The sequence below is a fragment of the Ramlibacter sp. genome (assembly GCF_035554825.1).
In the GTDB taxonomy this organism is placed as follows: domain Bacteria; phylum Pseudomonadota; class Gammaproteobacteria; order Burkholderiales; family Burkholderiaceae_C; genus Ramlibacter.
Map to the genome: position 1 here is coordinate 1 of NZ_DATMHS010000133.1, position 25,805 is coordinate 25,805.

A 25,805-nucleotide genomic window follows, 5' to 3' on the forward strand; every position below is an offset into this window, starting at 1 on the left:
AGCTGCGCGAGCCGCTCCATCGGCTGCAGCGTGAACGCCGTGTCGCTGCGGTTCCACGCGCTGACCATGAGCTGGCCCTGGTAGTCGCTGTCGATCAGGCCGACCAGATTGCCGAGCACGATGCCGTGCTTGTGGCCGAGCCCGGAGCGCGGCAGGATCAAGGCCGCATAGCCCGGGTCCTTCAGCCAGATCGCGATGCCCGTGGGCACCAGCCGCCAGGCGTTCGGTTCCAGCTCCAGCGGCCCGTCGATGCAGGCCCGCAGGTCGAGGCCCGCGCTGCCGGGGGTGGCGTATGCGGGCAGTTGGTCCGCCATGCGCGGATCGAGGATCTTGACGTCGATGTTCATCTGGTTGGGGCGGGCTGCGGCGCGGCGATGCGGCGGGCGATCTCGGCCACCAGCTGGCGGGCGAGCACCGTCTTGGCGGCGCGCGGCAGTTCGCGCACCCCCTGCGCGTCGACCAGCAGCATCTGGTTGTCGTCGAGCCCGAACGTGAGCGGGCCGATGTTGCCGACGATCAGCGGAATGCCCTTCTTCGCGAGCTTGGCGCGGGCGTGCGCCACCAGGTCGTGCGTCTCGGCCGCGAAGCCGACGCAGAACAGCGCACCGCTCCTGGCGCGCCGGCCCTGGGCCACCGTGTGCAGGATGTCCGGGTTCTCGGTGAAGGCCACCACCGGCGCCTGGCCGGAGGACGGTTTCTTGATCTTGTGCTGGCTCTCGGTGACCGGCCGCCAGTCGGCCACGGCGGCGGTCGCCACGAACACGTCGGCACGCGGCTCCTCGATCATCGTCGCCGCCAGCATGTCGCGGGCGGACTGCACGTCGACGCGCGTCACGCCGCGCGGCGTCGGCAGGTGGACCGGGCCGGCGACGAGCGTCACCTCGGCGCCCGATTCGCGCGCCGCCCGGGCGATCGCAAATCCCATCTTGCCCGACGAATGGTTGGTGATGCCGCGGATCGGGTCGAGCGCCTCGAAGGTGGGGCCCGCGGTCACCAGCACCCGCTTGCCCGCCAGCAGCTTGGGCTGGAAGAAGGCGACCACGTCCTCCAGGATCTGGTCGGCCTCGAGCATCCTCCCGTCGCCGGTCTCGCCGCAGGCCTGGAATCCGCTGCCCACGCCCAGGATGTGCGCGCCGTCGGCGGCGAGCTGGGCCATGTTGCGCTGGGTCGCCGGATGAGCCCACATCTCGCGGTTCATCGCCGGCGCGATCAGCAGCGGCACCTGCGCGATCGGCCGCGCCAGGCACAGCAGGCTCAGGAGCTCGTCGGCCCGGCCGTGCAGCAGCTTGGCCATGAAGTCGGCGCTGCACGGCGCGACCAGGATCGCATCGGCCTCGCGCGACAGGTTGATGTGCGGCATGTTGTTGGGCTCGCGGCGGTCCCACTGCGAGGTGTAGACCGTGCGGTTCGACAGCGCCTGCATGGTGACCGGCGTGATGAACTGCTCGGCCGCCTCGGTCATCACCACCTGCACGGTGGCGCCGGCCTTGACCAGCGCCCGGCACAGTTCGGCGGCCTTGTAGCAGGCGATGCCGCCGGTCAGGCCCAGGACGATGTGTTTGCCGGCAAGCTCGGTCATGGCCGGGAATGTAGCACTGCGGGGAAAACCCAACAGCCGAACGCAGAGGGCGCAGAAGCACGCAGAGGACGCAGAGGACGCAGAGGACGCAGAGGACGCAGAGGACGCAGAGGACGCAGAAGAATATCCACAAGAGGGTGGGCTCGATCGCGTGCGCTGCCGGAGGCGAGCATCGCTTCCGCGCAGAGCCGCCTCGCCACCACATTTCCTTGGCTGTTCTTCTGCGTACCCTCCGCGTCCGCTGCGCCCTCCGCGTCCTCTGCGCGTTCGGCTGCTGGGTTTTGGCTGGTGCTCGACGACACCGCACCCACCCCTATAATTTCGCTTTACCACCTCCCGGGTGCCGCGGCGCCCGACCGACATGACCAAATTCGTCTTCGTCACCGGCGGTGTGGTGTCCTCCCTGGGCAAGGGAATCGCCTCAGCCTCCCTCGCAGCGATCCTGGAATCGCGGGGCCTCAAAGTCACCCTCATCAAGCTGGATCCGTACATCAACGTCGATCCCGGCACGATGTCCCCGTTCCAGCACGGCGAGGTGTTCGTCACCGACGACGGCGCGGAGACCGACCTCGACCTCGGCCACTACGAGCGCTTCGTGACCACCCGCATGGGCAAGGTCAACAACTTCACCACCGGCAGGATCTACCAGTCGGTGCTGGAGAAGGAGCGCCGCGGCGACTACCTCGGCAAGACCGTCCAGGTGATCCCGCACGTCACCAACGAGATCCAGGAGTTCATCAAGCGCGGCGCGCGCTTCGGCGAACCCGGCGCGGCCGACGTGGCGATCGTCGAGATCGGCGGCACCGTCGGCGACATCGAGTCGCTGCCCTTCCTGGAAGCGGTGCGGCAGATGGCGCTGAAGATGGGGCCCAACAACTCGGCCTTCGTGCACCTGACCTACGTGCCGTGGATCGCCGCGGCCGGCGAGCTCAAGACCAAGCCGACCCAGCACACGGTGCAGAAGCTGCGCGAGATCGGCATCTCGGCCGACGCGCTGCTGTGCCGCGCCGACCGCCGGATCCCCGAGGAGGAGCGCGGCAAGATCTCGCTGTTCACCAACGTGCCCGAATGGGGCGTGATCTCGATGTGGGACGTGAACACGATCTACAAGGTGCCGCGCATGCTGCACGAGCAGGGCCTGGACGGCCTCATCTGCGACAAGCTGCGGCTGAACACGCCGCCGGCCAACCTCAAGCGCTGGGACGACCTGGTCTACGAGACCGAGCACCCGCAGGGCGAGATCAGCCTGGCCATGGTCGGCAAGTACGTCGACTTGTCGGACAGCTACAACTCGCTCAACGAGGCGATCAAGCACGCCGGCCTGCGCAACCACGTGCGCGTGAAGATCGACTACGTCGACTCCGAGACCATCACCGGCGAAACCGTCCCGCAGCTCGCGAAGTACGACGCGATCCTGGTGCCCGGCGGCTTCGGCAAGCGCGGCATCGAAGGCAAGATCGCGGCCGCCCGCTTCGCCCGCGAGCACAAGATCCCCTACCTGGGCATCTGCCTGGGCATGCAGGTGGCGACCATCGAGTACGCGCGCGACGTCGCCGGCCTGAAGGACGCCAACAGCACCGAGTTCGACCCGGCCACGCCGCATCCGGTGATCGCGCTGATCACCGAGTGGATGGACGCCGACGGCTCGCTGAAGACCCGCGACGAGCACTCCGACCTGGGCGGCACCATGCGCCTGGGCGCGCAAAGCTCCGACGTCGCCAAGGGGACGCTGGCGCACCGCATCTACGGCGACGTCGTCACCGAGCGGCACCGCCACCGCTACGAGGCGAACGTGAAGTACCTCGACCAGCTGCGCAACGCCGGCCTGGTGATCTCGGCGCTGACGCAGCGCGAGCACCTGACCGAGATCGTCGAGCTGCCGCAGGACGTGCATCCCTGGTTCATGGGCGTGCAGTTCCATCCCGAGTTCAAGTCGACGCCCTGGGACGGCCATCCGCTGTTCAACTCGTTCGTGAAGGCCGCCGTCGACCACCAGCAAGGCACCGGCCGCCAGTCCGGCACCGGCAAGTCCCTTAAGGCAGTCGCATGAATCTTTGCGGCTTCGACGTGGGGCTGGGCCGCCCTTTCTTCCTGATCGCCGGTCCCTGCGTCGTCGAGAGCGAGCAGTTGCAGCTCGACGTGGCCGGCCAGCTCAAGGAGATCACCGCGAGCCTGGGCATCCCGTTCATCTTCAAGAGCAGCTACGACAAGGCGAACCGCTCCTCGGGCACCAGCTTCCGCGGCCCGGGAATGGAGCGCGGGCTGGAGATCCTGGCCAAGGTGAAGAAGGAACTGGGCGTGCCGGTGCTCACCGACGTGCACACCGAAGCCGAGATCCCCGCGGTGGCGAAGGTCGTCGACGTGCTGCAGACGCCCGCGTTCCTGTGCCGCCAGACCGATTTCATCCGCGCCGTGGCGCAGTCGGGCCTGCCGGTCAACATCAAGAAGGGCCAGTTCCTCGCGCCGCACGACATGGTCAACGTGATCGCCAAGGCGCGCGCGGCCGCCCGCGAGAAGGGCCTGTCGGAAGACCGCTTCATGGCCTGCGAGCGCGGCGCCAGCTTCGGCTACAACAACCTGGTCTCCGACATGCGCTCGCTGGCGATCATGCGCGAGACCGGCGCGCCGGTGGTGTTCGACGCCACCCATTCGGTGCAGCTGCCCGGCGGCCAGGGCACGAGCTCGGGCGGCCAGCGCGAGATGGTGCCGGTGCTGGCGCGCGCGGCGGTCGCCGTGGGCGTGGCGGGCCTGTTCATGGAAACGCACCCCGATCCCGCCAAGGCGCTTTCGGACGGCCCCAACGCCGTGCCGCTGAAGCACATGCGGGCGCTGCTGGAGACGCTGGTCGCGCTGGACGCCGTGACCAAGAAGAACGGCTTCCTCGAAAACGACTTCAACGCCTGAGAGACCTCTCCGATGCCCAGTGCCTACGTGATCGCCAACGTCGACGTCACCGATCCGGTGCAGTACGAGGAATACAAGAAGCTCTCCACCATCGCCATGCGGGCCAACGGCGCCGAGGTGTGCATCCGCGGCGGCAAGGTGGAGGTGCTGGAAGGCGACTGGAATCCGTCGCGCTTCGTGATGCTGAAGTTCCCCAGCGTCGAAGCCGCGCGCAAGTTCTACGACTCTCCGGAGTACCAGGCCGCGAAACAGGCGCGCGAAGGCGCCGCCGACATGCGGATGATCATCGTGGAAGGTGTCTGACAACTGAAACCCAACAGCCGTTCGGCTGTTGAATTTCGACTTGAATACAGGAAGAAACAGAAATGAGTGCCATCGTTGACATCGTCGGCCGCGAGATCCTCGACTCGCGCGGCAACCCCACCGTCGAATGCGACGTCCTGCTGGAGTCCGGCACCATGGGCCGCGCGGCGGTGCCGTCCGGCGCCTCCACCGGTTCGCGCGAAGCGATCGAGCTGCGCGACGGCGACAAGAGCCGCTACGGCGGCAAGGGCGTGCTGCGCGCGGTCGAGCACATCAACACCGAGATCTCCGAGTCGGTGCTGGGCCTCGACGCTTCCGAGCAGGCGTTCCTGGACAAGACGCTGATCGACCTCGACGGCACCGAGAACAAGAGCCGCCTGGGCGCCAACGCGATGCTGGCCGTCTCGATGGCCGTCGCGCGCGCCGCCGCCGAGGAATCCGGGCTGCCGCTGTACCGCTACTTCGGCGGCATGGGCGGCATGCAGCTGCCGGTGCCGATGATGAACGTCGTCAACGGCGGCGCCCACGCCAACAACAACCTCGACCTGCAGGAGCTGATGATCATCCCGGTGGGCGCGCCGAACTTCCGCGAGGCGCTGCGCTACGGCGCCGAGGTGTTCCAGGCTCTCAAGAAGATCATCCACGACAAGGGCATGAGCGTGGCCGTCGGCGACGAAGGCGGCTTCGCGCCGAACGTCACCAACCACGAAGCCGCGATCGGCCTGATCCTGTCGGCGATCGAAGCCGCGGGCTACCGTCCCGGCGAGCAGATCGCCCTGGGCCTGGACTGCGCCGCCAGCGAATTCCACAAGGACGGCCGCTACGATCTGAGCGCCGAAGGCCTGGTGCTGGAAGCCGGCGAGTGGACCAACATCCTGGCGAGCTGGGTCGACAAGTACCCGATCATCAGCATCGAGGACGGCATGGGCGAGAGCGACTGGGACGGCTGGAAGCTGCTGACCGAACGCCTCGGCTCGCGCGTGCAGCTGGTGGGCGACGACCTGTTCGTCACCAACACGAAGATCCTGAAGGAAGGCATCGACAAGCGCATCGCCAACTCGATCCTGATCAAGATCAACCAGATCGGCACGCTGACCGAGACGTTCGCCGCGATCGAGATGGCCAAGCGCGCGGGCTACACCGCCGTCATCAGCCACCGCTCCGGCGAGACCGAGGACTCGACGATCGCCGACATCGCGGTGGGCACCAACGCCGGCCAGATCAAGACCGGCTCGCTGTCGCGCTCGGACCGCATGGCCAAGTACAACCAGCTGCTGCGCATCGAGGAAGACCTGGGCGACATCGCCAGCTACCCGGGGCGCGCGGCCTTCTACAACCTGCGCTGAGCAGGGAAAGCAGTACCGCTTGGGCAAACGACTCCTTCCGCTCCTCCTGATCGGGCTGCTGGCGCTGATCCATGCGCAGCTGTGGTTCGGTCGCGGCAGCGTGCGCAACGTGTCGGCCCTGCAGCAGCAGCTCGAGGCCCAGAAGGCGGCCAACCTGCAGGCCCAGCAGGCCAACGAGCGGCTCGCCTCGGAGGTGCGCGACCTCAAGGAAGGCCAGGAGATGGTCGAGGAGCGCGCCCGCGCCGAGCTCGGCATGGTCAAGCCCAACGAGATCTACGTGCAGATCGCGAAATGACGCCCCCGCGCTGGCCGCCGCGCGGCTGCGCTGCGGCGCCGTGAAGATCGCCCTGCTGGGCGCGGAGAGCACGGGCAAGACCACCCTCGCCCGGCAGCTCGCGGCGCGGCTGCGGCGCGCGGGTCACAGCGCCGCCGTCGCCCCCGAAGTGCTGCGCGAATGGTGCGAACGCGAGGGCCGGGAGCCGCGCCCCGCCGAGCAGCTCGCGGTCGCGCAGGAGCACGAGCGCGGGGTCGACGCGGCGGCGGCGAACGGCGCCATCGTGATCGCCGACACCACGGCGTTGATGATCGCGATCTGGGGCGGCATCCTGTTCCCCGACCACCCGCTGCTGCGCTTCGCCCTGGAACGCCAGCGCGGCTACGACCTGACGCTGGTGATGGGCCTGGACCTGCCGTGGGTCGCCGACGGACTGCAGCGCGATGCGGCCGCCGACCGCGAGCACGCCGACGAGCTGGTGCGCAGCCTGCTGGCGGGAGCCGGCGTGCCTTATCGGGTCGTGTACGGCACCGGGGAAGACCGCCTGCGCAGCGCCCTGGCCGCGCTGCCGGCCTCGCTGGCCGTGCTTGCGGATGCGGGCTCGGCCGAACGCGCGTGGGCCTGGCAGTGCGAGAAGTGCAGCGACCCGGACTGCGAGCACCGCCTGTTCACGGCGCTGCTGCGCGGCTCGTCCCCGCTCACGCCGAGTGTGACCCCGCCTGCCGGCCGGCGCACCAGTCCAGCGCCGCCCGCAGCAGATCGCGGGCGGCCGGTTGCGACAGCAGCGAGTCCGGCCGGAACAGGAAACACGCAAGCCGGCGCTGCGGGTGCACCAGGACCTGCGGCATCCCGCCCTCCTCCACCGCCCACGCCGACCAGCCCGGCGGCGCGTCGCCGCTGACCGGTTGCCAGCGCAGGTAGCGCGCGGCGATGAACGTCGCCGCGCCGGCCGGCGCGGCGCTGCACCGCGTGCAGGGCACCAGCTCGCCGTGCCGCGGCGTGATCGCCGCCAGCGCGAACCCGTGCTCGCGCAGCAGCAGGGCTGCCGCGTCGCCGAGCGCCACCACGGCGCGCGGCTGCGACAGCCGCTGGCTGCCGGCCAGCACCGTCACCGGCGCCTGCTCGTCGAGTGCGGCGCCCAGGCCGGCCAGACAGTCGGCCACGGCGCCGGCGAAGGCGTCGCCAGCGGCCACGAGCCGCACGCGCGGGGGTCGGGACGGCCGCCCGCCAGCCGGCAGACCGCCCTCGGCGGCCGGCTGCTCCAGCCCGAAGGCGCGCCACAGCGATCGCGTCTTCAGCCGCGACTCCTGCTCTTCCCGCTCCGGCGACGAGCTCGCCAGCAGGTCGCCGCCGGTGCGCACCTGGGCCACGCCGTCGCGCACGGCGGCCGCGCGCAGGATGGTGCCGACCAGCGCATCGCCGGTGCCGTCCACCTGCACCACCATCCCGCCGTACCAGCCGCGCGCACTCGCCTCGAGCTCGCCGATCGCGGCCAATGCCTCGGCGCGCGGGGTCCCGGTGACCATCACCGGGGCCGCCGTCGCGGCGATCGCGTCCCAGGCGTCGCAGCCGGGACGCAGCCGTCCCGCGATGCGGTCCACGGCGTGGATCACCGTGGCCAGCGACATCGGCCGGCGCCGGTCGAGCAGCTCGAGCGAGCCCGGCTCGCACAGCGGGGCGAGATCGTTGCGCAGCGCATCGGTGCACACCGCGAGCGAGGCCGCGTCCACCGCCTCGTTGATCAACTCGCGCAGCGACTCCGACTCGCCGACCGCGCCGGCGCCCCGCGCCACGGTGCCGCAAACCGGCAGCGCCTCGATCCGGCCGGCGCGCACCACCAGCTGCAAGTCGGGCGAGGCGCCGAACAGGCATTCGCCGCCGCCGTCGTTGACGAAGAACGTCGCCGGGGCCGGGTTCGCCTGGCGCAGCCGCCGGAAGGCGTCCAGCGGCGGCAGCTCGACGCGCCGGCGATAGCTCTGGCTCAGGGTGAGCGACACCAGCGGCCGGGTTTCGAGCAGCTGCAGCGCGCGCTGCACCATCGCCGCATAGCCGCCCGGCGGAAAATCGTCGCGCGGTTCGCCGGCGCGGCTGTCACTGGCGGGCGCCGGATCCGCTGCGCGCTCCGCCGGTGGCGGCGCGGCGCCCGGCAAGGCGAGGCTGACCTCTTCCCAGGCGCCCGCGGCGTCGCGCCGGAAAAAGCGCTCCGCCAGGAACAGCAGGCCCAGCATGTCCGGCCCGGACCCGTTCGCCAGCCGGTGCACCTCGAACGGCAGGGCGCCCAGCGCGAGGACGTCGGCCGACGCTTCGAAGCAGCGCATGAAGCCGCGCACCAGCGGCAAGGGCCGGCATGACGGGCCGCGCAAGGGACCTTCGCGCCAGGCGGCCAGCGCCGGCTGCGCCAGCAGCGCGCGGCCGAAGGCGCTGAGCGGCGCGACTTCGACGCCGTCGCCGTACAGGCGCAGCCGCAGCGCCGGACGATCGAGCAGCGTGGCCTGCAGCGGATGCAGGCCGGCGATGCCGCCTTCGACGCCGAAGTAGATGCCGGGCGAGCCGCCCAGGCCCGCCAGGGCGGCATCGGCCTCGGCGCCGGCGACCGGACGGCGCGAGGCGGTGAGCCGGATCACGGCTTCACTCGATCCTGATGCCGGTGCGCTTGATGATCGGCGTCATGACCTTCAGCTCCTTCTGCATGAAGCGCTGCAGGTCCTCGGGCGAGCCGCCGATCGGCTCCATGTACTGCGAGTACATCTTCTGCCGGGTCTCGGGCAGCGCCAGCACCGCGTTGATCTCGCGGTTCATGCGCTGCACGATGTCGTTGGGCGTGCTGGCCGGCGCCACGATCGCCATCCAGGCGACGTTCTCGATCTCGGGCAGGCCGGCCTCCTTCATCGTCGGGATCTCGGGCGTGAGCTGGCTGCGCTTGGCCGTCGACACGGCCAGCGCGCGCAGCTTGCCGGCCTTGACCTGCGGGATCACGGCCACGGCGGGAACGCACGCGAACTGCACGTCGCCCTGCAGCAGCGCCATGATGGCCTGCGGCGAAGACGAATACGGAATGTGCACGGCGTAGGTGTCGGTCTTGACCTTCAGCAGCTCCACGCCCAGCTGCGACAGGCTGCCGACGCCGGTGGAGGAGAAGTTGAACTTGCCCGGGTTCTTCTTCATCGCCGCCACCAGCTCGCGCAGCGAGTTGATGCCGGAGTCGGCGCGCACGGCGCAGATGTTGGACTGGCCGCCGGCCAGCACCACCGGCTTGAGCTCGCCGAAGGGGTCGTACGGCAGCTTCTCGTACAGCACCGTGTTGTAGACCAGCGGGCCATTGGTGCTGATCAGGAAGGTGTAGCCGTCGCCGGGCGCCTTGGCGACGGCGCCGGTGCCGTTGTTGCCGCCGGCGCCGGGGCGGTTCTCGACGACGATGGGCTGGCCCAGGCGCGGCGACAGCTTCTCGCCGATGATGCGCGCCGCGACGTCGGGCGAGGAGCCGGCCGCGTACGGCACGACGAGCTTGATCGGCTTGCTGGGCCAGGCCTGCGCGAACGCGGAGAGCGCGGCGCACGACAGCAGCGCGCCGAGGGCGGCGCGCCGGCCCAGCGGCACGAGACGGGAGGAGGAAGTGCTGTTTGTGGTCATGGGGCGATGGTCTCGGTTTCCTGGAAAAGCTGCTCCTCGGCCGCGACGAAGCCGGCGACCATGGTCCGATAGGTCGACTCGACGATGTCGGCCAGGCCGGGGAACGCGGCGGCATGCGGCGCGGCGAGCGCGCGCGCCCGCGCCAGCACCTGCGCCTGGCGGGCCGGCGCGGCCACCTGGAAGGCGTCGCGCTTGAAGCGGGTGGCGTCGCGCACGCAGGCCGCGCGCTGGACCATCAACGCCACGATCTGCTCGTCGAGCGCGTCGATGCGCGCGCGCAGCGCGCCGAGCGTGGGCGCCAGCGGAACGTAGGCGGGGTCCTTGAAGCGGCGCACCGCGCCGCCGCCGACGGCGGGCTCCGGGGATGTAGTCATGGGTGTCGTGATTCCTTGTCTTGCGCTCGCCCGGCGCCGGCGCGACGGGCGCCGGCGGCAGCGGGCATTCACTGCATCGTGTGGCTCACCGGCGGCTGGTCGCCCGGCGCGGTGAACAGCCGCGCCGCGTCGACCGCGTCGAAGCGGTACTGCTGGCCGCAGAAGTCGCAGCCCACCTCGATGTCCTCGCGCTCGGCGAGGATGCTCTGCGCCTCCTCCTGGCCCAGCGTGCGGATCATGTTGGCGACCCGCTCGCGGCTGCAGGTGCAGGCGAAGCGCGGCGTCTGCGGCTCGAACCGCAGCAGCTTCTCTTCCCAGAAGAGCCGGCGCAACACGGTCTCGACATCGAGCTCCAGCAACTCCTCGCGCGTGATGCTCGCCGCCAGGGTGGCGATGCGGTTGTAGTCCTCGCTGCGGCCGATCGCATCCTCGTTGGCCTGCCCGCGATAGGTGGGCGCGCCGTCGCTGGCGCGCTGGCTGCCGCCCTCGGTCTCGTTGGCCGGCCGTGCCGCGAGGTTGCCCTCGCCCTCGACCGGCAGCCGCTGGATCAGCAGGCCGGCCGCCACCTTCCCGTCGGCGGCGAGCACCAGCGTCGTGTCAAGCTGCTCGGACTGCAGCATGTAATGCTCGAGGATCTGGCTCAGCCGGTCGAGCTTCTCGCCGTGGTCGCCGTGCAGCGGCACCACGCCCTGGTACGGCTGCTGGCCCGGAAAGCGGTCCTTGGGATCGAGCGTGATCGCGCAGCGGCCGCGATGGCCCTGGTTCACCAGGTGGGACAGCCGCGCGTCGGGGGCGACCTCGCCCACCACCTTCGCGGTGACGCGCAGGCTGAGGTCGTGCTGCACCTCGGCGACGGCGACCTTCACCGGCCCGTCGCCGAAGATCTGCAGCACCAGCGCGCCGTTGAACTTGATGTTCGACTGCATCAGCACGCCGGCCGCGGCCATTTCCCCGAGCAGCTCGGCCACCGGCACCGGCCAGGGCCCGGTCGAGGTGTTGGCCGCGCGGCGGGCAAGGATCTCGGTCCAGGCGTCGGTCAGGCGCACGATGCTGCCGCGCACCGGCAGCCCGTCGAACAGGAACTTGTGCAATTCGCTCAATGCAGCGCCTCAGCCGATCTTGCGCAGGCCCTGGGCGAAGCGGTGCGCGTTGGCGACGTAGTTGAGCGCGCTGCGCTCCAGACCGTCGGCGCGCGCCGGGTCGAGCGTGCGCACGACCTTGGCCGGACTGCCGATGATCAGCGAGTGGTCGGGGAATTCCTTGCCTTCGGTCACCACGCTGCCGGCGCCGACGATGCAGCCGCGGCCGATCTTCGCGCCATTGAGCACCACCGCCTGGATGCCGATCAGCGAACCGTCGCCGACGGTGCAGCCGTGCAGCATCGCCTGGTGGCCCACCGTGACGTTCTCGCCGATCGTGAGCGGCACGCCCTGGTCGGAGTGCAGCACCGCGAGGTCCTGGATGTTGCTGTTGCGGCCGACCCGGATCGGATCGTTGTCGCCGCGGATCACCACGCCGAACCAGACGCTCGCGTCGGGTCCCAGCTCCACGTTGCCGATCACCTGCGCGCTGTCCGCCACCCAGGCGCCCTGGCCCAGCCGCGGAGCCTTTCCGTCGAGTTCGTAGATCGCCATTGCTGCCTTGGATCCAAAATGGGCCATTGTAGGAGTGCGCCGGCGAGCGCGCCGGCCGGCGGCGAGCTTCCCGGCGCACGGTCCAGCTACCATTGCCGCATGACATTGCGAGCGCGTGCCCTGCACCTGCTGCTGCTCACCGATGCCGACCAGAAGGCGCGCGAGACGCAGCTGTTCGACCTCGCCCAGCCGGCCGGCGCGGGCGACTCGCTGGTGGCGCCCGAAGGCATCCCCGGCCGGCCGGCGCGGCCGGTGCTGGTGCCGCACACCCAGCTGCGGCGCGGCTCGCTGGCCACGCCGCACGGCCACGCCACGCTGCTGCATGCCGTGGCCCATATCGAGTTCAACGCCATCAACCTGGCGCTGGACGCCGTGTGGCGCTTTGCCGGCATGCCCGACCAGTACTACCTGGACTGGGCCCGGGTGGCGCGCGAAGAGGCGTACCACTTCGGATTGATGCGGGACCACCTGGCCACGCTCGGCTTCGCCTACGGCGACTTCCCCGCCCACGACGCGCTGTGGCGCATGACCGAGCGCACCAGCGGCGACCTGCTGGCCCGCATGGCGCTGGTGCCGCGCACGCTCGAAGCGCGCGGGCTGGACGCCTCGCCGCCGATGCAGGCGAAGCTGCGCGGCATCGGCGACGTCCGCGGCGTGGAGATCCTGGGCATCATCCTGCGCGACGAGATCGGCCACGTGGCCGTCGGCAACCGCTGGTACCGCTGGCTGTGCGAACGCGCGGGGCTGGACCCGGTGCCGCAGTACGAGCTGCTGGCCAGCCGCTACGAGGCGCCGCGGCCGCAGCCGCCCTTCAACGAGGCGGCGCGGCGGCAGGCCGGCTTCAGCGAAGACGAACTGGCGCGGCTGGCGTCGCCGCCGCGCTCCTAGGGCCGCTGCGCCTGCAGCGCGGCGACCGCCTGCCGCGCTTCGGCGCGCACCTGCCGCGCGATGCCGCTGGCCAGTTGCAGCCGCCGCACCAGCCAGGGACTGAGGTCCTCGAACGGATCGGGCAGCGCGACCGGCCCGACCGCCGCGGCGGCCGGCGCGCCGCCGGCCGGCGGTGCCTCGCGCTCGGCGCCGGCGAGCGCGGTCTCGATGCTGGCGGCCGCCTGCTGCAGGGGGCCCTGGATCTGGCCGGGATCGAGCCGGCCGCGCCGCTGCAGCAGCATCGTCTTCACCGCCGTGAGCTGCGCCAGCAGCTGGTAACTGTGCGCCAGCAGCCGCTCCAGGTGATCGAGCGGCGGCTGCACGGCGCGCGGCTCGACCAGCGACCGCTGCGTCGCCTGCACCAGCGCCGACAGGCTGTCGTAGGCCTCGCGCCGGGCCAGCCGCCAGCCCAGCTCGGCCTGGTTGTCGACCGCGCGCAGCTGGCCCAGCGCCAGCGCCTGCTGCGCGTGCGCGGCCTGCGCCGCCAGCGTGCGCGCCACCAGCGCCGGGATCTGGGTGCGCTCCCAGGACGGCAGCACGTAGCTGAACGCCCAGGAGATGCCGACGCCGATCAGCGTGTCGGCGATGCGCTCCAGCACTTCGAAGGTCGGGCTCAGGCCGGCGTTGAGTTGATGCGCCTGCAGCAGCGCGAGGATGGTGGCCGCCACCGCGGTGATCAGGTAGCGCTGGATCGCGAACGCGTGCGCCACGCCCTGGGCCACCGTGACGAGCAGGATCACGACCAGCGCCGACGGGTGGGCCATGAGGATCGCGCCGGCCAGCAGGCACCCGAGCAGCGTGCCGGCGACCCGGCTGTTGCGGCGCTCGAGCGTCTGCGCCAGGCTGCCGCGCAGCACCACCACGATCGTCAGCAGGATCCAGTAGTCGTGGGTGCCCCAGGGCAGCACCATCGCGATCGCCTGGCCGGTGGCGATCGCGAGCGCCGCCCGGATCGCGTGGCGCAGCGGCGGCGCGTCCCAGCGCCACAGCCCGAACAGCGGCCGCCACGACCAGCCGGTGGGACTCACGAACATCTGCCACATGGCGCGGACCACCGCGAGGTCGGGCGGCACGTCGCCGCGCGCGAGCTCCACCAAGCGCTGCACTTCGTCGTGGATGTGGCCGACCCGGCTGACCAGCGCGCGCGCCAGCAGCTGCGGCGGCGGCATGCCGGCGGCCACGGCCGCGCCGCCCTCCTCGGCGCCCAGCGTCGACGGCAGCGCCCGCGCGCCGGGCAGCGGCGCCGGCACCCGGTGCAGCAGCAGCGCGTCGGCCATCTGGTCGATCTGCGCCGCCAGCTGCGCCAGCTCGTCGCGCAGCGCCCCGAGCACCGGCAGCTGGCCGCGCTGCGCCTTCAGCGTGTCCAGGTCCAGCTCGCAGGCCACCAGGTGGTCGCGCAGTTCCAGCACCTGCATCAGCATGCCGGCCAGCTGCTGCCGGCGCGGCGTGCGCGGCGACTCGAGCAGGATGTCGCGCGCCGCCTGCAGCTGGTCGGACAGCGCCGCCTGCTGCGCCAGCAGCCGCCCCAGGAGCGCGGTCCGCCCCGCGCCGCTGCCGTCATCGGCCGTGAAGTGGCGCGCCTGCGTGCGCATCAGCCGCGCCACCGAGCGCAGCGCGTCGACCAGCGTGAGCACCCGGTAGCGCCCGTTGAGCACGGCATTGGCCAGCGTCGCGTACACCAGGTAGGCGGCGCCGCCCAGCGCGAAGTACAGCGTCGCCTGCAACGCCGCCTCGTGGCCGCCGCGCGGCGGCATGGCCATCGAGAAGATCATCGAAAACATCACCGAGATCGAGATCGGCAGTCCGCGCTTGCCCCAGGCGGCCCCCAGGAAAGCCAGGAACGTGGCCGGCACCAGCAGGGCCGCCAGCCGGAACGGGTCCTGGTGCAGCTCCTGGATCGCGAAGAACAGCGGCGGGCCGATCAGGGCCGGCGGCAGCAGGTGCCAGAACTTGCCCCGGCGCGGCGCGGGCTGGTCGGGCGGCACGACCACGATCACGCCGACGGTGGCGGCCGCCGCGGCGAAGGGGCCGAGCAACAGGTGGACCAGCGCCGCGATCAGGGCCAGGCCCACCGCCGCCGACGCGCCGTTGGTGACGTGGGAACTCAACGCGACGCGCAAGGCGGCGCGGGGACGGGATTCGGCAAAGGGCGACATGCGTCCGGCTGAAACGCCCGAGTATGCCGCCGGCCGCCGTCGGCGTGGCGCGCGCCGGGCGCCGGGCCGGCGCCGCGCCGCCTCAGTCGGCCTTGATGCCGGCCGCCTTGATGATCCTGGCGTTGTTGGCCGATTCGGCCGCGATCTGCCGGGCGAAGTCGGCCGCGCTGCCGCCGGTGGGCACGTTGTCGGTGCCGGTGAGCCGGCTGCGCACCTCGGGCAGCGCCAGCGCCTTGTTGATCTCGGCGTTCAGGCGCTCCATCACCGGCTGCGGCACGCCGGCCGGCGCGAAGATGCCGAACACCGACGTCAGGTTGGCGGCGGGATGGCCGAGCTCGGCCAGGGTCGGCACGTTCGGCAAGGCCGCCAGCCGGTTCGGCGCGCCCACGGCCAGCGCGCGCAGCTTGCCGGACTTGACGTGCTGCATCAGCGTGGGCCCCGCGTTCACCGACAGCAGCTCGAACTGGCCGCCCAGGGCGTCGGTGATCTGCTGGCCGCCGCCCTTGTACGGGATGTGGGTGAACAACGGCGCCTTGGCGCCCGCCTGCAGCTGCTCCAGCATGATGTGGCCGAGCGAGGCCGGCCCCGAGGTGGACCAGCGGATCGCCCCCGGCTGGCTGCGCGCCGTCGCCAGCAGGTCGTTGAAGTCTTTGGCCTTGCTGGCGCTGGTGGCCAGCAGCAGCACCGGCGAGTACATCACGCTGGCGACCGGGGCGATGTCCTTGAACGGATCGAACGGCGACTTGCCGAAGTGCGGGCTCAGCACCAGCGGGCTGATCGCCGAGAAGCCGATCGTGTAGCCGTCGGGCGCGGCCTTGGCCACGGCGTCCATGCCGATGGTGCCGCTGGCGCCGGCCTTGTTCTCGACCAGCACCGGCTGGCCGAGCGGGCCGGCCATCTTCTCGGCCAGCAGCCGCGCGATGGCGTCGCTGACGCCGCCGGCCGGATAGGCGACCACGATGCGGATCGGCTTGGCCGGCCAGGAGGCGGTCTGGGCGAGGGCCGGCAGCGCCAGCGCCGAAAGTGACAGGGCGGCCAGCAGGCCGCGGCGGGTGAGGAAGGTCATGCGGAGCGTCATTCGTTCGGCGGCGGCCGGCCGCCACCGGGTTCACGGCGCGGCCATGGACCGGGCGCCATGGATGACCTGAATTATCTCAGCCCCGCGGATGGTGCTGGGCGTGCAGCTGCTTCAGGCGCTCGCGCGCCACGTGGGTGTAGATCGTGGTGGTGGAAATGTCGGCGTGCCCGAGCAGCATCTGCACCGCGCGCAGGTCGGCGCCGTGATTGAGCAGGTGGGTGGCGAAGGCGTGGCGCAGGGTGTGCGGCGACAGCGGCGCCGTGATGCCGGCCGTGCGCGCGTGCTTCTTGACGATCATCCAGAACATCACCCGCGTCATGCCCTGCCCGCGCGCCGTCACGAACAAGTCCTCGGTCTGCTGGCCGGCCAGGATCGCCGGGCGCGCCTGCGCCAGATAGCGCACGATCCAGTCGCGCGCCACCTGGCCGAACGGCACCAGCCGCTCCTTGCTGCCCTTGCCCAGCACCCGCAGCACGCCTTCGGCCATGCCGGCGTTGAAGGTCTTGAGCGTCACCAGCTCGCTCACCCGCAGGCCGCTGGCGTACATCAGCTCCAGCATCGTGCGATCGCGCAGGCCCAGCGGCGTGTCGACGTCGGGCGCCTCGAGCAGGGTTTCGACCTGGGCCTCGGTCAGCGTCTTGGGCACGCGCAGCGGCTGCTTGGCCGACTGCAGCCGCAGCGTCGGATCGGCCTCGATCAGGCGCTCGCGCAGCGCCCAGCGGAAATAGCGCTTGAACACCGTCAGCCGGCGGTTGGCCGAGGTCGCCTTGGTCTGGCCGTGGCGCGCCGCGAAGTAGGCGTGGAGGTCGGCTTCCACCGTCCGCTCGATCGGCGTGCCGCGGCGCGCCAGCCAGTCCGCGTACAGCGTCAGGTCGCGGCGGTAGGCGGCCAGCGTGTTGTTGGCCAGTCCCTCCTCGAGCCACAGCGCGTCGATGAAGGCGTCGATGGCGGGATGGTGCTGGTCACTCATGGCTGGTCCGGCCCCGATTCTGAACGCAAAAAAGCCGCCCACGCGGGGCGGCCTGGCAGGCGTGCGCCAAGAGGACTCAGTCCAGCTTCAGCTTCGCCTTCTCGACGACCTGCTTGTACACCGCGTATTCGGCCTTGATCTGGTCGGCGAACTGCTGCGGCGTGTTGCCGATCACGATCGAGCCGGTGTCCTCGATGCGCTTGCGCACCGCCGGATCCTCCAGCGACTTCTTGACCGCGGCGTAGACCTTGTCCACCACCTCCTTGGGCAGCCCCTTGGGCCCGTAGATGCCGTAGTAGGCCATGCGGTTCACCGGCTCCAGGCCCACCTCCTTGAAGGTCGGCACGTTCGGCAGGCTGGCCACGCGCTGCGGCGCGGCGACGACGATCGGCACCAGGCGGTTGTCCTTGATGAACGGCAGCGCCGACGGCAGGTTGTCGAAGACCATCGGCACCTGGCCGGCGACGACGTCGTTGAGCGCCGGGCCGGCGCCGCGGTACGGGATGTGGGTGACGAAGGTGCCCGACAGGCTCTTGTACAGCTCCATCTGCAGGTGGCCGATGCCGCCCGTGCCCGACGAGCCGTACGAGTACTTGCCCGGGTTCTTCTTCAGCTCGGCGATGAACGCCTTGTAGTCCTTGGCCGGGAAATGCGGGTTCACGGCGATCACGTTCGGCGTCGCCGCGATGTTGCTGATCGGCGTGAAGTCGGTGATCGGGTTGTAGGGGGCCTTGGGGTTGATGGCCGGGTTGGCGGCGGTGGTCGAGACCGTCGCCACGCCCAGCGTGTAGCCGTCCGGCGCGGCACGCGAGGTGTCGAGCGCGCCGACGATGCCGCCGGCGCCGGCCTTGTTCTCCACGACCACCGGCTGGCCGAGCGCCTTGGCCAGCGGCTCGGACATCACGCGGGCAATGATGTCCGTCGTGCCGCCGGGCGCGAACGGCACCGTCAGCTTGATCGGCTTGTTGGGATAGTTCTGCGCGAACGAGGGGGCCGCGGCCAGCATCAGCGCGGCCGCCGGCAGGGCGAACCAGTGGGGGCTCTTCATGGGGGTTCCTAGGGAAATGGGAAAGGTCAAACCCCGCAATCGTACGGGATGCGCCGGCGCCGCGCCGCGCGCCCGCCGGATCTCCGGCGGCATGCGGCTATTCTTGGACCCCGTGAATTTCGCCCGCCTGCTGTTTCCCGACTTCTCGCTGATCCTGATCGGCTACCTGGTGTGCCGCTTCACCGCGCTCGATCGCAAGGTGTGGGACCAGGCCGAGGTGCTGGTCTACTACTTCCTGTTTCCGGTGCTGCTGTTCCACTCGATCGTGCGCAGCCCGCTGGACCTGGGCGCCGCCTCCAGCCTGATCGCGGCCGGCCTGATGCTGGGCACGAGCGGCATCGCCATGGCCTACGCCTTGCCGTTCGTGCCCGGCCTGGGCCGCCGCATCGATCCGCGCGAGCACGCCGGCGCGGCCCAGGTCGCCTTCCGCTTCAACTCCTTCATCACGCTGGCGCTGGCGGAGCGCCTGGCCGGCGCGCGCGGGCTGCTGCTGATCGCGATCCTGATCGGCTTTTGCGTGCCGCTGTTCAACGTCGGCGCCGTGTGGCCGATGGCGCGCCACTCCGGCACCGGCGTGGCCCGGGCGCTGCTGCGCAATCCGCTGATCATCGCCACCTTCTCGGGGCTGGCCGCCAACCTGATGGGGCTGCGGATCCCGCCCTGGCTGGAGCCGACGCTGACCCGCATCGGCGGCGCCTCGCTGGCCGTCGGCCTGCTGGCGGCCGGTGCCGGCATGCAGTTCGCCAGGATGACGCAGTCGCCGGCGCTGACCGCCGGCGTGCTGTCGATCCGGCACTTCTTCACCCCGCTGGTCGCCTTCGGCCTGGCGCGACTGTGGCGGCTGGACGCGGCCCAGACCACGGTGCTGCTGGCGTTCTCCGCCACGCCGACCGCCTCCAGCGCCTACGTCCTGGCCGCCCGCATGGGCTACAACGGCCCGTACGTCGCCGGGCTGGTCACGCTGTCGACGCTGCTGGGACTGCTCAGCCTGCCGTTCGCGCTCGGCGTGCTGCAGGCGCCGTGAGTCAGGCGCCCGGCCGGGCCGCCAGCGCCCAGGCCACGTGTTCGCGCACCAGCGCGCTCGGGTGCGCCGCCACCGACTGCAGCGCCGCCCGCAGCGCGGCGTCGTCGGCCTGCCGCAGCGCGTTGCCGGCGGCCACGGCGACGTTGCGCAACCAGCGCTCGTGGCCGATGCGCCGGATCGGGCTGCCTTCGGTCAGGCGCAGGAAGTCCGCCTCGCTCCAGCCAATGAGTTCGGCCAGGGTGCGGCCGCTGAGGCCGGCGCGCTCGTCGAAGTCAGGCAGCGGGCTGCGCTGGGCGAACTTGTTCCAGGGGCAGGCCAGCTGGCAGTCGTCGCAGCCGTAGATCCGGTTGCCGATCAGCGGCCGCAGTTCCTCCGGGATGGCGCCGTGGTGCTCGATCGTCAGGTACGAGATGCAGCGCCGGGCGTCGAGCCGGTACGGGGCCACGATCGCGCCGGTCGGGCACGCCGCGATGCAGGCCTCGCAGGTGCCGCAGTGGTGCGTCACCGGCTCGCTGGCCGGCAGCGCGACGTCGACGTAGATCTCGCCCAGGAAGAACGTCGAGCCGGCCTCGCGACTGAGCACCAGCGTGTGCTTGCCGCGCCAGCCCTGCCCGCTGCGGGCCGCGAGTTCGGCTTCCAGCACCGGCGCCGAGTCGGTGAACACCCGGTGGCCGAACGGGCCGATGCGCTGGGCGATGCGATCGCTCAGCTTCTGCAAGCGGGCGCGCAACACCTTGTGGTAGTCGCGGCCGCGCGCATAGACCGAAACGACGCCCTCGCTGCCGCGCCGCAGCCGCTCGAATTCGATGTCCTGCCAGCCCGGCGGGGTGCTCGCCGGCAGGTAGTCCATCCGCGCGGTGATCACGCTGGCCGTGCCCGGGACCAGCTCCGCGGGCCGCGCCCGCTTCAGGCCGTGGTGTTCCATGTAGGCCATCTCGCCGTGAAAACCGTTGGCCAGCCAGGCGAGCAGACCGGGTTCGGCCGCAGAAAGGTCGACACCGGTCACGCCGATTTGGGAAAATCCGAGCTCGCGGGCCCACCCCCGGATTTCCGCCACCAGTTGAGGACCGCCGATCTGACCGCTGCTGCACGTCACACGCCGATTGTAGGAACGGGCCCTGCCCCGGGCGGCGACGCCGCGCCCGCGGCCCCGGCCGCGGACATGGCCACCACCCGCCAGCTGGTGTGGCGCAGCGAGGACGACACGCGCGCCTTTGCCGAGCGGCTCGCCGCCAGGCCGGCCCTGGCCAACGCCTTCATCGAATTGCACGGCGAGCTCGGCGCCGGCAAGACGACGCTGGTGCGCCACCTGCTGCGCGCGCTGGGCGTGCACGGCCGGATCAAGAGCCCGACCTACGCCGTCGTCGAGCCGCACGAGGCCGGCGGCCTGGCCATTTCCCACTTCGACTTCTTCCGCTTCACCGATCCGCGCGAGTGGGAAGACGCGGGCTTTCGCGACCAGTTCGCCGCGCCGGGGCTCAAGCTGGCCGAGTGGCCCGAGCGGGCCGCGGCCGTGCTGCCCCTGGCCGACCTGGTCGTGACCATCGACGTCCAGCCCGACGAGACGCGCGTGGTCACGCTGCGGGCGCAGACGCCGGCCGGGCGGGAGCTGCTGCCGTGAAGCGCCGCGCGCTGCTGGGCCAGGGCTCGCTGGTGCTGCTGCTCGGCACGGCGCAGATCGCGCGCGGCGCCAGCGTCGTCGGCGTGCGGGTGTGGCCGGCGCCGGAGTATTCGCGCCTGACCATCGAGTCCGACGGCCAGCTGAGCTCGTCGCAGGTGGTGATGACCCAGCCGCCGCGGCTGGCGGTGGACATCCGCGGGCTGGATCTCGCCGCGCCGCTGCAGGAGCTGGTCGGCAAGGTGCAGCCGAACGACCCCTTCATCGGCGCCATCCAGGCGAGCCAGCACGGGCCGGGCGTGGTGCGGGTGCTGGTCGACCTGAAGCAGCAGGCGGTGCCGCAGGTGTTCACGCTGCCGCCGGTCGCCGCCTACCGGCACCGGCTGGTGGTGGACTTCCATCCGGTCAAGGCGATCGATCCGCTGGAGGCCTTCATCGCCGAGCGGCTGAAGGAGGCGGCCGCCCCGCCCGACCCGCCGGCTGCCGGCGATCCGCTGGGCGACCTCATCGCCAGGCAGGTCGACCGGCCGCGCGCGCCGGCCGTGATCGGCAGCGCGCAGGCGCGCCCGGCCAAGACCGATCGCCTGATCATCGTGGCGCTGGACCCGGGCCACGGCGGCGAGGACCCGGGCGCGGTCGGGCCGTCGGGCACGCGCGAGAAGGACATCGTGCTGCAGATCGCGCACCGGCTGCGCGATCGCATCAATGCCAGCGTGATCAACGGCAACCCGATGCGGGCGTACCTGACGCGCGACGCCGACTTCTTCGTGCCGCTGCACCAGCGGGTGCAGAAGGCCAGGCGGGTGCAGGCCGACCTGTTCGTGAGCATCCATGCCGACGCGTTCATGACGCCCACGGCCCGCGGCGCCAGCGTGTTCGCGCTGAGCCAGGTCGGCGCCTCCAGCACGGCGGCGCGCTGGATGGCCGACAAGGAAAACCGCGCCGACCTCATCGGCGGGCTCGACGTGAAGAGCCGCGACCGCCTGGTGGCGCATGCGCTGCTGGACATGAGCACCACGGCCCAGATCAACGACAGCCTCAAGCTCGGCAGCGCGCTGCTGGGCGAGATCGGCAACGTCGGCCGGCTGCACAAGCCGCGCGTGGAACAGGCCGGCTTCGCGGTGCTGAAGGCGCCCGACATTCCGAGCGTGCTGGTGGAGACGGCCTTCATCAGCAACCCGGAGGAAGAGTCGCGCCTGCGCAGCGAGGACTACCAGGACCAGCTGTCGGACGCGATCATGCGCGGCATCAACCGCTACTTCGCGAAGAACCCGCCGCTGGCGCGCAGCCGCCCGCTCTGAGCGGAGGCCGTCGACAGCGTCTGCCCGGCAATCGCGCGGGGTGCCGACGGGCCGCGCCGCCGTTCTCCTACACCCCCGGCGGGGGGCGCTGCCTAGAGTCGCACTCACAGGCAACACAAGCACCGTGCGACCGCGCGGGACGCCTGGCAGTCAACCAATCGAGGTGTACCTATGAAAACCAAGATCGTCGCGGCCGCTCTCGCCGCAGCTTCCCTGTTGGGCCTGGCCGGCTGTGCCGGCATGGACCGCCAGACCGCCGGCACGGTGGGTGGCGCGGTGGTGGGTGGCGTCGTCGGTGACGCCCTGACCGGCAGCACGCTGGGTACCGTGGGCGGCGCCGCCGCCGGTGCCTACCTGGGCCGCGAAGCCGCCAAGCGCTGAGTGCCAGCCATAGGCCCGGCCGGAATCCGTTCCGGCCGGGCCTCGTTCATATCGGATAGATCAGCGAGTTGAGCACCATCTCGCTGTCGTAGATGCAGGTGCGGCTGGCCAGCTTCAGGCCGGCCGGCGTGCGCACCAGTTCGTCGAGGTAGCGACCCACGTTGTAGACCTCGCTCGTGTCGCCCGGCCGGGTGCGGAACACGGCGTAGTTGGCCTGGGCCCTCACCAGGCCCTCCTGCTCGCCGAGCACCTGGGCCGGGCCGACCAGGTGGCGCGTGTAGTACGGCCCGTGGTAGATCGTCTGCGTGATGCCGTACACCCGGTCGCGCATCATGCCGGGGCTCTCCAGATCGATCAGCGCCAGCGGCAGGCCGCGCTCGTGGTTCTCGCGCGCCTGGACCTTGTAGCGGCCCTGCTCGGTGAAGAAGCCCGGCCACTGGTCGAAGCGGCGCTCGTCCAGCGCGGCGGCGTAGGCCGCGTTGAGCTGGTCGATGTCCAGCTGCAGCAGCAGGCGCTGGAGCCCGGCCGCGCTCATGGCGCCATCACCTTGCGCCAGTAGGCGTACATGCTGCGGATCAGGGTCTCGGTCACCATGTGCTCGGCCGGCCCGGTGCCGGTGCCATCGAGCTGGCACAGGGTGCTGCCGGTCTCGCCCCATTGCCGAAAGCCGTCCTGGCTGAAACCGATCACCTCGCCGTCGTCGGCGCTGACGAAGCCGGCCGGCCCGAACAGGTTGGCCTGGCGCAGCCGGCGCCGCGTCATCTCCGGCGTGTCGTCCTCGAAGCCGAAGTGCGTCCAGACGAAATCGAATTCGCCGGTGCCGCGCGGCACGATGTGGCGCGTCGACAGCGAGTTGACCTGCTGCTGGACGATCAGGCTGGGGAACAGCGTGATCATCGTGACCGACGGCGTGATCGCGGCCTGCGGGTCGGACGGATCGGGGATCGTCCACCAGGGCTCGGGCACCACGTCCAGCAGCCGCTGGTCGTGCAGCTGCATGTCGGCCTTGAACGAGGTGACGCCGCTGGTCACCGCGGCGTTGCGGCCGCCTTCGTTGCGGCGCGAGATCATCACCGCATGCCGGCCGTGCGAGTCGGTCACCATGCGGCTGCGCTGGTCGGCGCGCCACAGGCCGAAGGTCACGAACCAGGTGTGCAGCAGGCCGGGGTGGTACGGGTCCTTGATGTTCTCCATCATCAGCTTCCAGTTGCCCGGGATGCGCTGGCGGTTGTAGCCCAGCAGCGTCAGCCGGCGCCCGCCGAAGATGCGGTCCAGCCACGGCATCACCTGCGGCCCGACATAGTCGGCCAGCGGCTCGGCCTCCTGGCTGAAGCTGGCGAACACCAGGCCGTGCAGCACCTGCACGCGCAGCCTAGTCAGGCCGTGTTCCTTCAGTTCGAAATCAGGCGGCATGCCGCCGTGGACGCAGTCGCCGTCCTTGACGCCGTCCTTGAACGGCAGCCCCGCCAGTTCGCCATTGAGCTTGTAGGTCCACTGGTGGTAGGGGCAGACGAAGCTGCGGGCGTTGCCGTGCGGCTGCTGGCAGAAGCGCACGCCGCGATGGGCGCAGCGGTTCTCGACCACGCGGATGCCGGGGTCGACGCCGCGGTCCTTCGGCGCGACGCGGTCGCGCACCATGATCACCTGGCGCTCGCCGACCCAGCTGAGCTTGTAGTCGCCGACGTTGGGGATCTCGACGTCGAGGCCGACGTAGCACCAGTGCGGCCCGTAGAAGATGCGTTCGAGCTCGCGCCGATACAGCGGCCCGTCGGTGTAGGCCCAGAACGGGACGCGGCTGGAGTCGGCCTCGCTCCAGCGATCGGCGACAGGCGTGGTCGGCGGCGGGTGCATGGCGCCCAAATATAAGCGCAGTCGCGGCGCCGCGCCGCCGGCCGCCGCTACGCCGGCACGGCGTCCTGGCGCGCGGCAAGCAAGCGCTGGCCGTCCGGCGCGACCGGCGCGATCGGCGCGACCGGCTGCGCCGGCCGGCCGCCGGCCTCGAGCTTGAACAGGCTCACGGCATCGACCAGGTGGCCGGCCTGCTCCTGCATCGAGCGGGAGGCGGCCGACGCCTCCTCCACCAGCGCGGCGTTCTGCTGCGTGACCTGGTCCATCTCGGTGATCGCCCGGTTGACCTGCTCGATGCCGGCGATCTGCTCCTGGCTGGCGGCGGCGATCTCGCCGATGATCCCGGTCACCCGCTTGATGCTGCCGACCACTTCCTCCATGGTCCGGCCGGCCTGGCCCACCAGTTCGGTGCCGGCATCGACCTTGCCCACCGAATCGTCGATCAGGCCCTTGATCTCCTTGGCGGCCTCGGCCGAGCGCTGGGCCAGGTTGCGCACTTCGGCCGCCACCACGGCAAAGCCGCGGCCCTGCTCGCCGGCACGCGCGGCTTCCACGGCGGCGTTGAGCGCCAGGATGTTGGTCTGGAAGGCGATGCCGTCGATCACGCCGATGATGTCGGCGATCCGCCGTGAGGCCTGGTTGATGGTTCCCATCGTGTCGACCACCTCGCCGACGACGCGGCCGCCCCGCACCGCGACATCGGCCGCCGATTGCGCCAGCGCGTCGGCCTGGCGCGCGTGCTCGGCGTTCTGCTTGACGGTCGCCGTGAGCTGCTCCATCGAGGCCGCCGTCTCCTCCAGCGAGCTGGCCTGCTCCTCGGTGCGCTGCGACAGGTCCTGGGTGCCCGAGGCGATCTGGCCGGAGGCGCTGGCGATGGTGTCGGTGCCCGCCCGCACCCCGCCGACGATGCGCATCAGGCTCTGGTTCATCGCCTTGAGCGCCTGCATCAGCTGCCCGGTCTCGTCCGTCGAACGCACCGGGACTTCCCGCGTCAGGTCGCCGGCCGCCACCGCGCCGGCCACCGCCACCGCCTCGGCCAGCGGCCGGGTCACGCTGCGGGTGGCGAGCCACGCCATCAGGGCGCCGGCCACGATGGCCAGCCCGGCCAGGACGATCATGGTGGTGCGGGTGCGCTCGTAGCTGGCATCGGCGGTCTCGATCTCGTCCTCCAGCCGCCTTCTTTCCTCGGCCGCCAGCTCCATCAGGCTCGTGAGCAGTTGCCGTTGCAGCGGCCGCACCTGCGCGATCAGCAAGGCGGCCGCGTCGCTCGCCGGCGCGCCGCTGGCGTCGCGGCGCAGCGCCTGTTCGACCTTGGGCCGCAGCGCGGCATCGAGTTCCGCGATCTTCGCCAGCAGGGTCTTTTCGGTGTCCGTGACTTCCGGGTCCGCCGCCAGCATGGTGGACAGCTTC

General features: G+C 71.2%; 25 protein-coding genes and 1 pseudogene. 11 read left to right on the forward strand and 15 right to left on the reverse strand.

Annotated features, from left to right (window positions below):
- Together dut and coaBC are read right to left on the reverse strand one after the other, a co-directional pair.
- The coding region (dut, locus tag VNT59_RS16275) for a dUTP diphosphatase (protein WP_325499981.1) at positions 1 to 347 on the reverse strand (347 nt) is incomplete at its 3' end.
- Positions 344 to 1,579 carry a bifunctional phosphopantothenoylcysteine decarboxylase/phosphopantothenate--cysteine ligase CoaBC gene (gene coaBC, locus VNT59_RS16280; protein WP_325499983.1) on the reverse strand — a complete coding sequence of 412 codons (1,236 nt, stop codon included), beginning with the start codon at positions 1,577 to 1,579 and terminating at the stop codon, positions 344 to 346. The genes coaBC and dut, both read right to left, overlap by 4 nt.
- 361 nt (positions 1,580 to 1,940) lie before the next feature.
- Between coaBC and VNT59_RS16285 the strand changes: the two genes are divergently transcribed.
- The 6 genes from VNT59_RS16285 (at position 1,941) to VNT59_RS16310 (ending at position 7,307) form a co-directional block, all read left to right on the forward strand.
- Entirely contained in the window at positions 1,941 to 3,629 is a 1,689-nt protein-coding gene (locus VNT59_RS16285; RefSeq protein ID WP_325499985.1) for a CTP synthase, read from the forward strand.
- Positions 3,626 to 4,483 carry a 3-deoxy-8-phosphooctulonate synthase gene (kdsA, locus tag VNT59_RS16290; protein ID WP_325499987.1) on the forward strand — a complete coding sequence of 286 codons (858 nt, stop codon included), beginning with the start codon at positions 3,626 to 3,628 and terminating at the stop codon, positions 4,481 to 4,483. Before VNT59_RS16285 ends, kdsA begins: the two co-directional genes overlap by 4 nt.
- Before the next feature lie 12 nt (positions 4,484 to 4,495).
- Positions 4,496 to 4,786: a DUF1330 domain-containing protein gene (locus tag VNT59_RS16295; protein WP_325499989.1), complete on the forward strand. Its 291-nt coding sequence runs from the start codon at positions 4,496 to 4,498 to the stop codon at positions 4,784 to 4,786.
- A gap of 62 nt (positions 4,787 to 4,848) precedes the next feature.
- Positions 4,849 to 6,132, forward strand: a complete 1,284-nt coding sequence (gene eno / locus VNT59_RS16300) for a phosphopyruvate hydratase (protein WP_325499991.1) — start codon at positions 4,849 to 4,851, stop codon at positions 6,130 to 6,132.
- 19 nt (positions 6,133 to 6,151) lie between these two features.
- Positions 6,152 to 6,427, forward strand: a complete 276-nt coding sequence (gene ftsB, locus VNT59_RS16305) for a cell division protein FtsB (protein ID WP_325499993.1) — start codon at positions 6,152 to 6,154, stop codon at positions 6,425 to 6,427.
- 40 nt (positions 6,428 to 6,467) lie between these two features.
- The gene (locus tag VNT59_RS16310) at positions 6,468 to 7,307 is read left to right on the forward strand and encodes an ATP-binding protein (protein WP_325499995.1); all 840 of its coding nucleotides are present in this window, start codon (positions 6,468 to 6,470) and stop codon (positions 7,305 to 7,307) included.
- Between the two features lie 403 nt (positions 7,308 to 7,710).
- Here VNT59_RS16310 and VNT59_RS16315 read toward each other — a convergent pair.
- The 5 genes and pseudogenes from VNT59_RS16315 to VNT59_RS16335 form a co-directional block, all read right to left on the reverse strand.
- Positions 7,711 to 8,724, reverse strand: a pseudogene (locus VNT59_RS16315) (chorismate-binding protein); the annotation flags it as partial.
- Between the two features lie 310 nt (positions 8,725 to 9,034).
- Complete coding sequence (locus tag VNT59_RS16320; protein WP_325499997.1) at positions 9,035 to 10,036, reverse strand: tripartite tricarboxylate transporter substrate binding protein; 1,002 nt, start codon at positions 10,034 to 10,036, stop codon at positions 9,035 to 9,037.
- Positions 10,033 to 10,410, reverse strand: a complete 378-nt coding sequence (locus VNT59_RS16325; protein ID WP_325499999.1) for a chorismate mutase — start codon at positions 10,408 to 10,410, stop codon at positions 10,033 to 10,035. The genes VNT59_RS16320 and VNT59_RS16325 overlap by 4 nt, the downstream gene beginning before the upstream one ends.
- A 68-nt stretch (positions 10,411 to 10,478) precedes the next feature.
- Positions 10,479 to 11,510, reverse strand: coding sequence for an Hsp33 family molecular chaperone HslO (locus VNT59_RS16330; RefSeq protein WP_325500001.1), 1,032 nt, complete (start codon positions 11,508 to 11,510; stop codon positions 10,479 to 10,481).
- A 9-nt stretch (positions 11,511 to 11,519) separates the two neighbouring features.
- A complete protein-coding gene (locus VNT59_RS16335) occupies positions 11,520 to 12,044 on the reverse strand; it encodes a gamma carbonic anhydrase family protein (RefSeq protein ID WP_325500002.1) in 525 nt (174 codons plus the stop codon).
- A gap of 99 nt (positions 12,045 to 12,143) precedes the next feature.
- On the opposite strand from VNT59_RS16335, the gene VNT59_RS16340 reads away from it, so the two are divergent.
- Positions 12,144 to 12,932, forward strand: a complete 789-nt coding sequence (locus tag VNT59_RS16340; protein ID WP_325500004.1) for a ferritin-like domain-containing protein — start codon at positions 12,144 to 12,146, stop codon at positions 12,930 to 12,932.
- Here VNT59_RS16340 and VNT59_RS16345 read toward each other — a convergent pair.
- From VNT59_RS16345 to VNT59_RS16360, 4 genes are all read right to left on the reverse strand, one after another.
- Positions 12,929 to 15,127 carry an FUSC family protein gene (locus VNT59_RS16345; protein WP_325500006.1) on the reverse strand — a complete coding sequence of 733 codons (2,199 nt, stop codon included), beginning with the start codon at positions 15,125 to 15,127 and terminating at the stop codon, positions 12,929 to 12,931. The two genes, VNT59_RS16340 and VNT59_RS16345, sit on opposite strands and share 4 nt — an antisense overlap.
- Before the next feature lie 82 nt (positions 15,128 to 15,209).
- Positions 15,210 to 16,193, reverse strand: coding sequence for a tripartite tricarboxylate transporter substrate binding protein (locus VNT59_RS16350; protein WP_325500008.1), 984 nt, complete (start codon positions 16,191 to 16,193; stop codon positions 15,210 to 15,212).
- An 88-nt stretch (positions 16,194 to 16,281) separates the two neighbouring features.
- Entirely contained in the window at positions 16,282 to 17,175 is an 894-nt protein-coding gene (gene xerD, locus VNT59_RS16355) for a site-specific tyrosine recombinase XerD (protein ID WP_325500010.1), read from the reverse strand.
- 76 nt (positions 17,176 to 17,251) lie between these two features.
- Positions 17,252 to 18,223 carry a tripartite tricarboxylate transporter substrate binding protein BugE gene (locus VNT59_RS16360; protein ID WP_325500012.1) on the reverse strand — a complete coding sequence of 324 codons (972 nt, stop codon included), beginning with the start codon at positions 18,221 to 18,223 and terminating at the stop codon, positions 17,252 to 17,254.
- A 112-nt stretch (positions 18,224 to 18,335) separates the two neighbouring features.
- Here VNT59_RS16360 and VNT59_RS16365 point away from each other — a divergent pair, with 112 nt between their 5' ends.
- Positions 18,336 to 19,247 (forward strand): AEC family transporter, encoded by a 912-nt coding sequence (locus tag VNT59_RS16365; protein WP_325500014.1) that lies wholly within the window; start codon positions 18,336 to 18,338, stop codon positions 19,245 to 19,247.
- Position 19,248: 1 nt separating this feature from the next.
- Here the strand turns inward: VNT59_RS16365 and queG are convergent, their stop codons facing one another.
- Positions 19,249 to 20,295 (reverse strand): tRNA epoxyqueuosine(34) reductase QueG, encoded by a 1,047-nt coding sequence (gene queG / locus VNT59_RS16370; protein ID WP_325500028.1) that lies wholly within the window; start codon positions 20,293 to 20,295, stop codon positions 19,249 to 19,251.
- A 114-nt stretch (positions 20,296 to 20,409) separates the two neighbouring features.
- Between queG and tsaE the strand changes: the two genes are divergently transcribed.
- The 3 genes from tsaE (at position 20,410) to VNT59_RS16385 (ending at position 22,547) form a co-directional block, all read left to right on the forward strand.
- A complete protein-coding gene (gene tsaE, locus VNT59_RS16375) occupies positions 20,410 to 20,868 on the forward strand; it encodes a tRNA (adenosine(37)-N6)-threonylcarbamoyltransferase complex ATPase subunit type 1 TsaE (protein ID WP_325500016.1) in 459 nt (152 codons plus the stop codon).
- Positions 20,865 to 22,166: an N-acetylmuramoyl-L-alanine amidase gene (locus VNT59_RS16380; RefSeq protein WP_325500018.1), complete on the forward strand. Its 1,302-nt coding sequence runs from the start codon at positions 20,865 to 20,867 to the stop codon at positions 22,164 to 22,166. The genes tsaE and VNT59_RS16380 overlap by 4 nt, the downstream gene beginning before the upstream one ends.
- A 171-nt stretch (positions 22,167 to 22,337) precedes the next feature.
- Entirely contained in the window at positions 22,338 to 22,547 is a 210-nt protein-coding gene (locus VNT59_RS16385; RefSeq protein ID WP_325500020.1) for a glycine zipper 2TM domain-containing protein, read from the forward strand.
- A gap of 46 nt (positions 22,548 to 22,593) precedes the next feature.
- Here the strand turns inward: VNT59_RS16385 and VNT59_RS16390 are convergent, their stop codons facing one another.
- From VNT59_RS16390 to VNT59_RS16400, 3 genes are all read right to left on the reverse strand, one after another.
- On the reverse strand, positions 22,594 to 23,082 hold the full coding sequence (locus tag VNT59_RS16390) for an aromatic-ring-hydroxylating dioxygenase subunit beta (protein ID WP_325500022.1): 489 nt from the start codon (positions 23,080 to 23,082) through the stop codon (positions 22,594 to 22,596).
- The gene (locus VNT59_RS16395) at positions 23,079 to 24,398 is read right to left on the reverse strand and encodes an aromatic ring-hydroxylating dioxygenase subunit alpha (protein WP_325500024.1); all 1,320 of its coding nucleotides are present in this window, start codon (positions 24,396 to 24,398) and stop codon (positions 23,079 to 23,081) included. The genes VNT59_RS16390 and VNT59_RS16395 overlap by 4 nt, the downstream gene beginning before the upstream one ends.
- Before the next feature lie 47 nt (positions 24,399 to 24,445).
- Positions 24,446 to 25,805, reverse strand: a 1,360-nt coding sequence (locus tag VNT59_RS16400; protein WP_325500026.1) for a methyl-accepting chemotaxis protein, incomplete at its 5' end; no start/stop codon positions are given.

What these genes read in the sequence shown, in the direction of transcription:
- VNT59_RS16345 (WP_325500006.1), bottom strand. Translation starts at nt 15,127, where the DNA reads ATGTCGCCCTTTGCCGAATCCCGTCCCCGCGCCGCCTTGCGCGTCGCG.
- kdsA (WP_325499987.1), top strand. Translation starts at nt 3,626, where the DNA reads ATGAATCTTTGCGGCTTCGACGTGGGGCTGGGCCGCCCTTTCTTCCTG.
- eno (WP_325499991.1), top strand. Translation starts at nt 4,849, where the DNA reads ATGAGTGCCATCGTTGACATCGTCGGCCGCGAGATCCTCGACTCGCGC.
- VNT59_RS16385 (WP_325500020.1), top strand. Translation starts at nt 22,338, where the DNA reads ATGAAAACCAAGATCGTCGCGGCCGCTCTCGCCGCAGCTTCCCTGTTG.
- tsaE (WP_325500016.1), top strand. Translation starts at nt 20,410, where the DNA reads ATGGCCACCACCCGCCAGCTGGTGTGGCGCAGCGAGGACGACACGCGC.
- VNT59_RS16285 (WP_325499985.1), top strand. Translation starts at nt 1,941, where the DNA reads ATGACCAAATTCGTCTTCGTCACCGGCGGTGTGGTGTCCTCCCTGGGC.
- VNT59_RS16360 (WP_325500012.1), bottom strand. Translation starts at nt 18,223, where the DNA reads ATGAAGAGCCCCCACTGGTTCGCCCTGCCGGCGGCCGCGCTGATGCTG.
- VNT59_RS16340 (WP_325500004.1), top strand. Translation starts at nt 12,144, where the DNA reads ATGACATTGCGAGCGCGTGCCCTGCACCTGCTGCTGCTCACCGATGCC.
- VNT59_RS16320 (WP_325499997.1), bottom strand. Translation starts at nt 10,036, where the DNA reads ATGACCACAAACAGCACTTCCTCCTCCCGTCTCGTGCCGCTGGGCCGG.
- VNT59_RS16390 (WP_325500022.1), bottom strand. Translation starts at nt 23,082, where the DNA reads ATGAGCGCGGCCGGGCTCCAGCGCCTGCTGCTGCAGCTGGACATCGAC.
- xerD (WP_325500010.1), bottom strand. Translation starts at nt 17,175, where the DNA reads ATGAGTGACCAGCACCATCCCGCCATCGACGCCTTCATCGACGCGCTG.
- VNT59_RS16395 (WP_325500024.1), bottom strand. Translation starts at nt 24,398, where the DNA reads ATGCACCCGCCGCCGACCACGCCTGTCGCCGATCGCTGGAGCGAGGCC.
- VNT59_RS16325 (WP_325499999.1), bottom strand. Translation starts at nt 10,410, where the DNA reads ATGACTACATCCCCGGAGCCCGCCGTCGGCGGCGGCGCGGTGCGCCGC.
- VNT59_RS16335 (WP_325500002.1), bottom strand. Translation starts at nt 12,044, where the DNA reads ATGGCGATCTACGAACTCGACGGAAAGGCTCCGCGGCTGGGCCAGGGC.
- VNT59_RS16350 (WP_325500008.1), bottom strand. Translation starts at nt 16,193, where the DNA reads ATGACCTTCCTCACCCGCCGCGGCCTGCTGGCCGCCCTGTCACTTTCG.
- coaBC (WP_325499983.1), bottom strand. Translation starts at nt 1,579, where the DNA reads ATGACCGAGCTTGCCGGCAAACACATCGTCCTGGGCCTGACCGGCGGC.
- VNT59_RS16295 (WP_325499989.1), top strand. Translation starts at nt 4,496, where the DNA reads ATGCCCAGTGCCTACGTGATCGCCAACGTCGACGTCACCGATCCGGTG.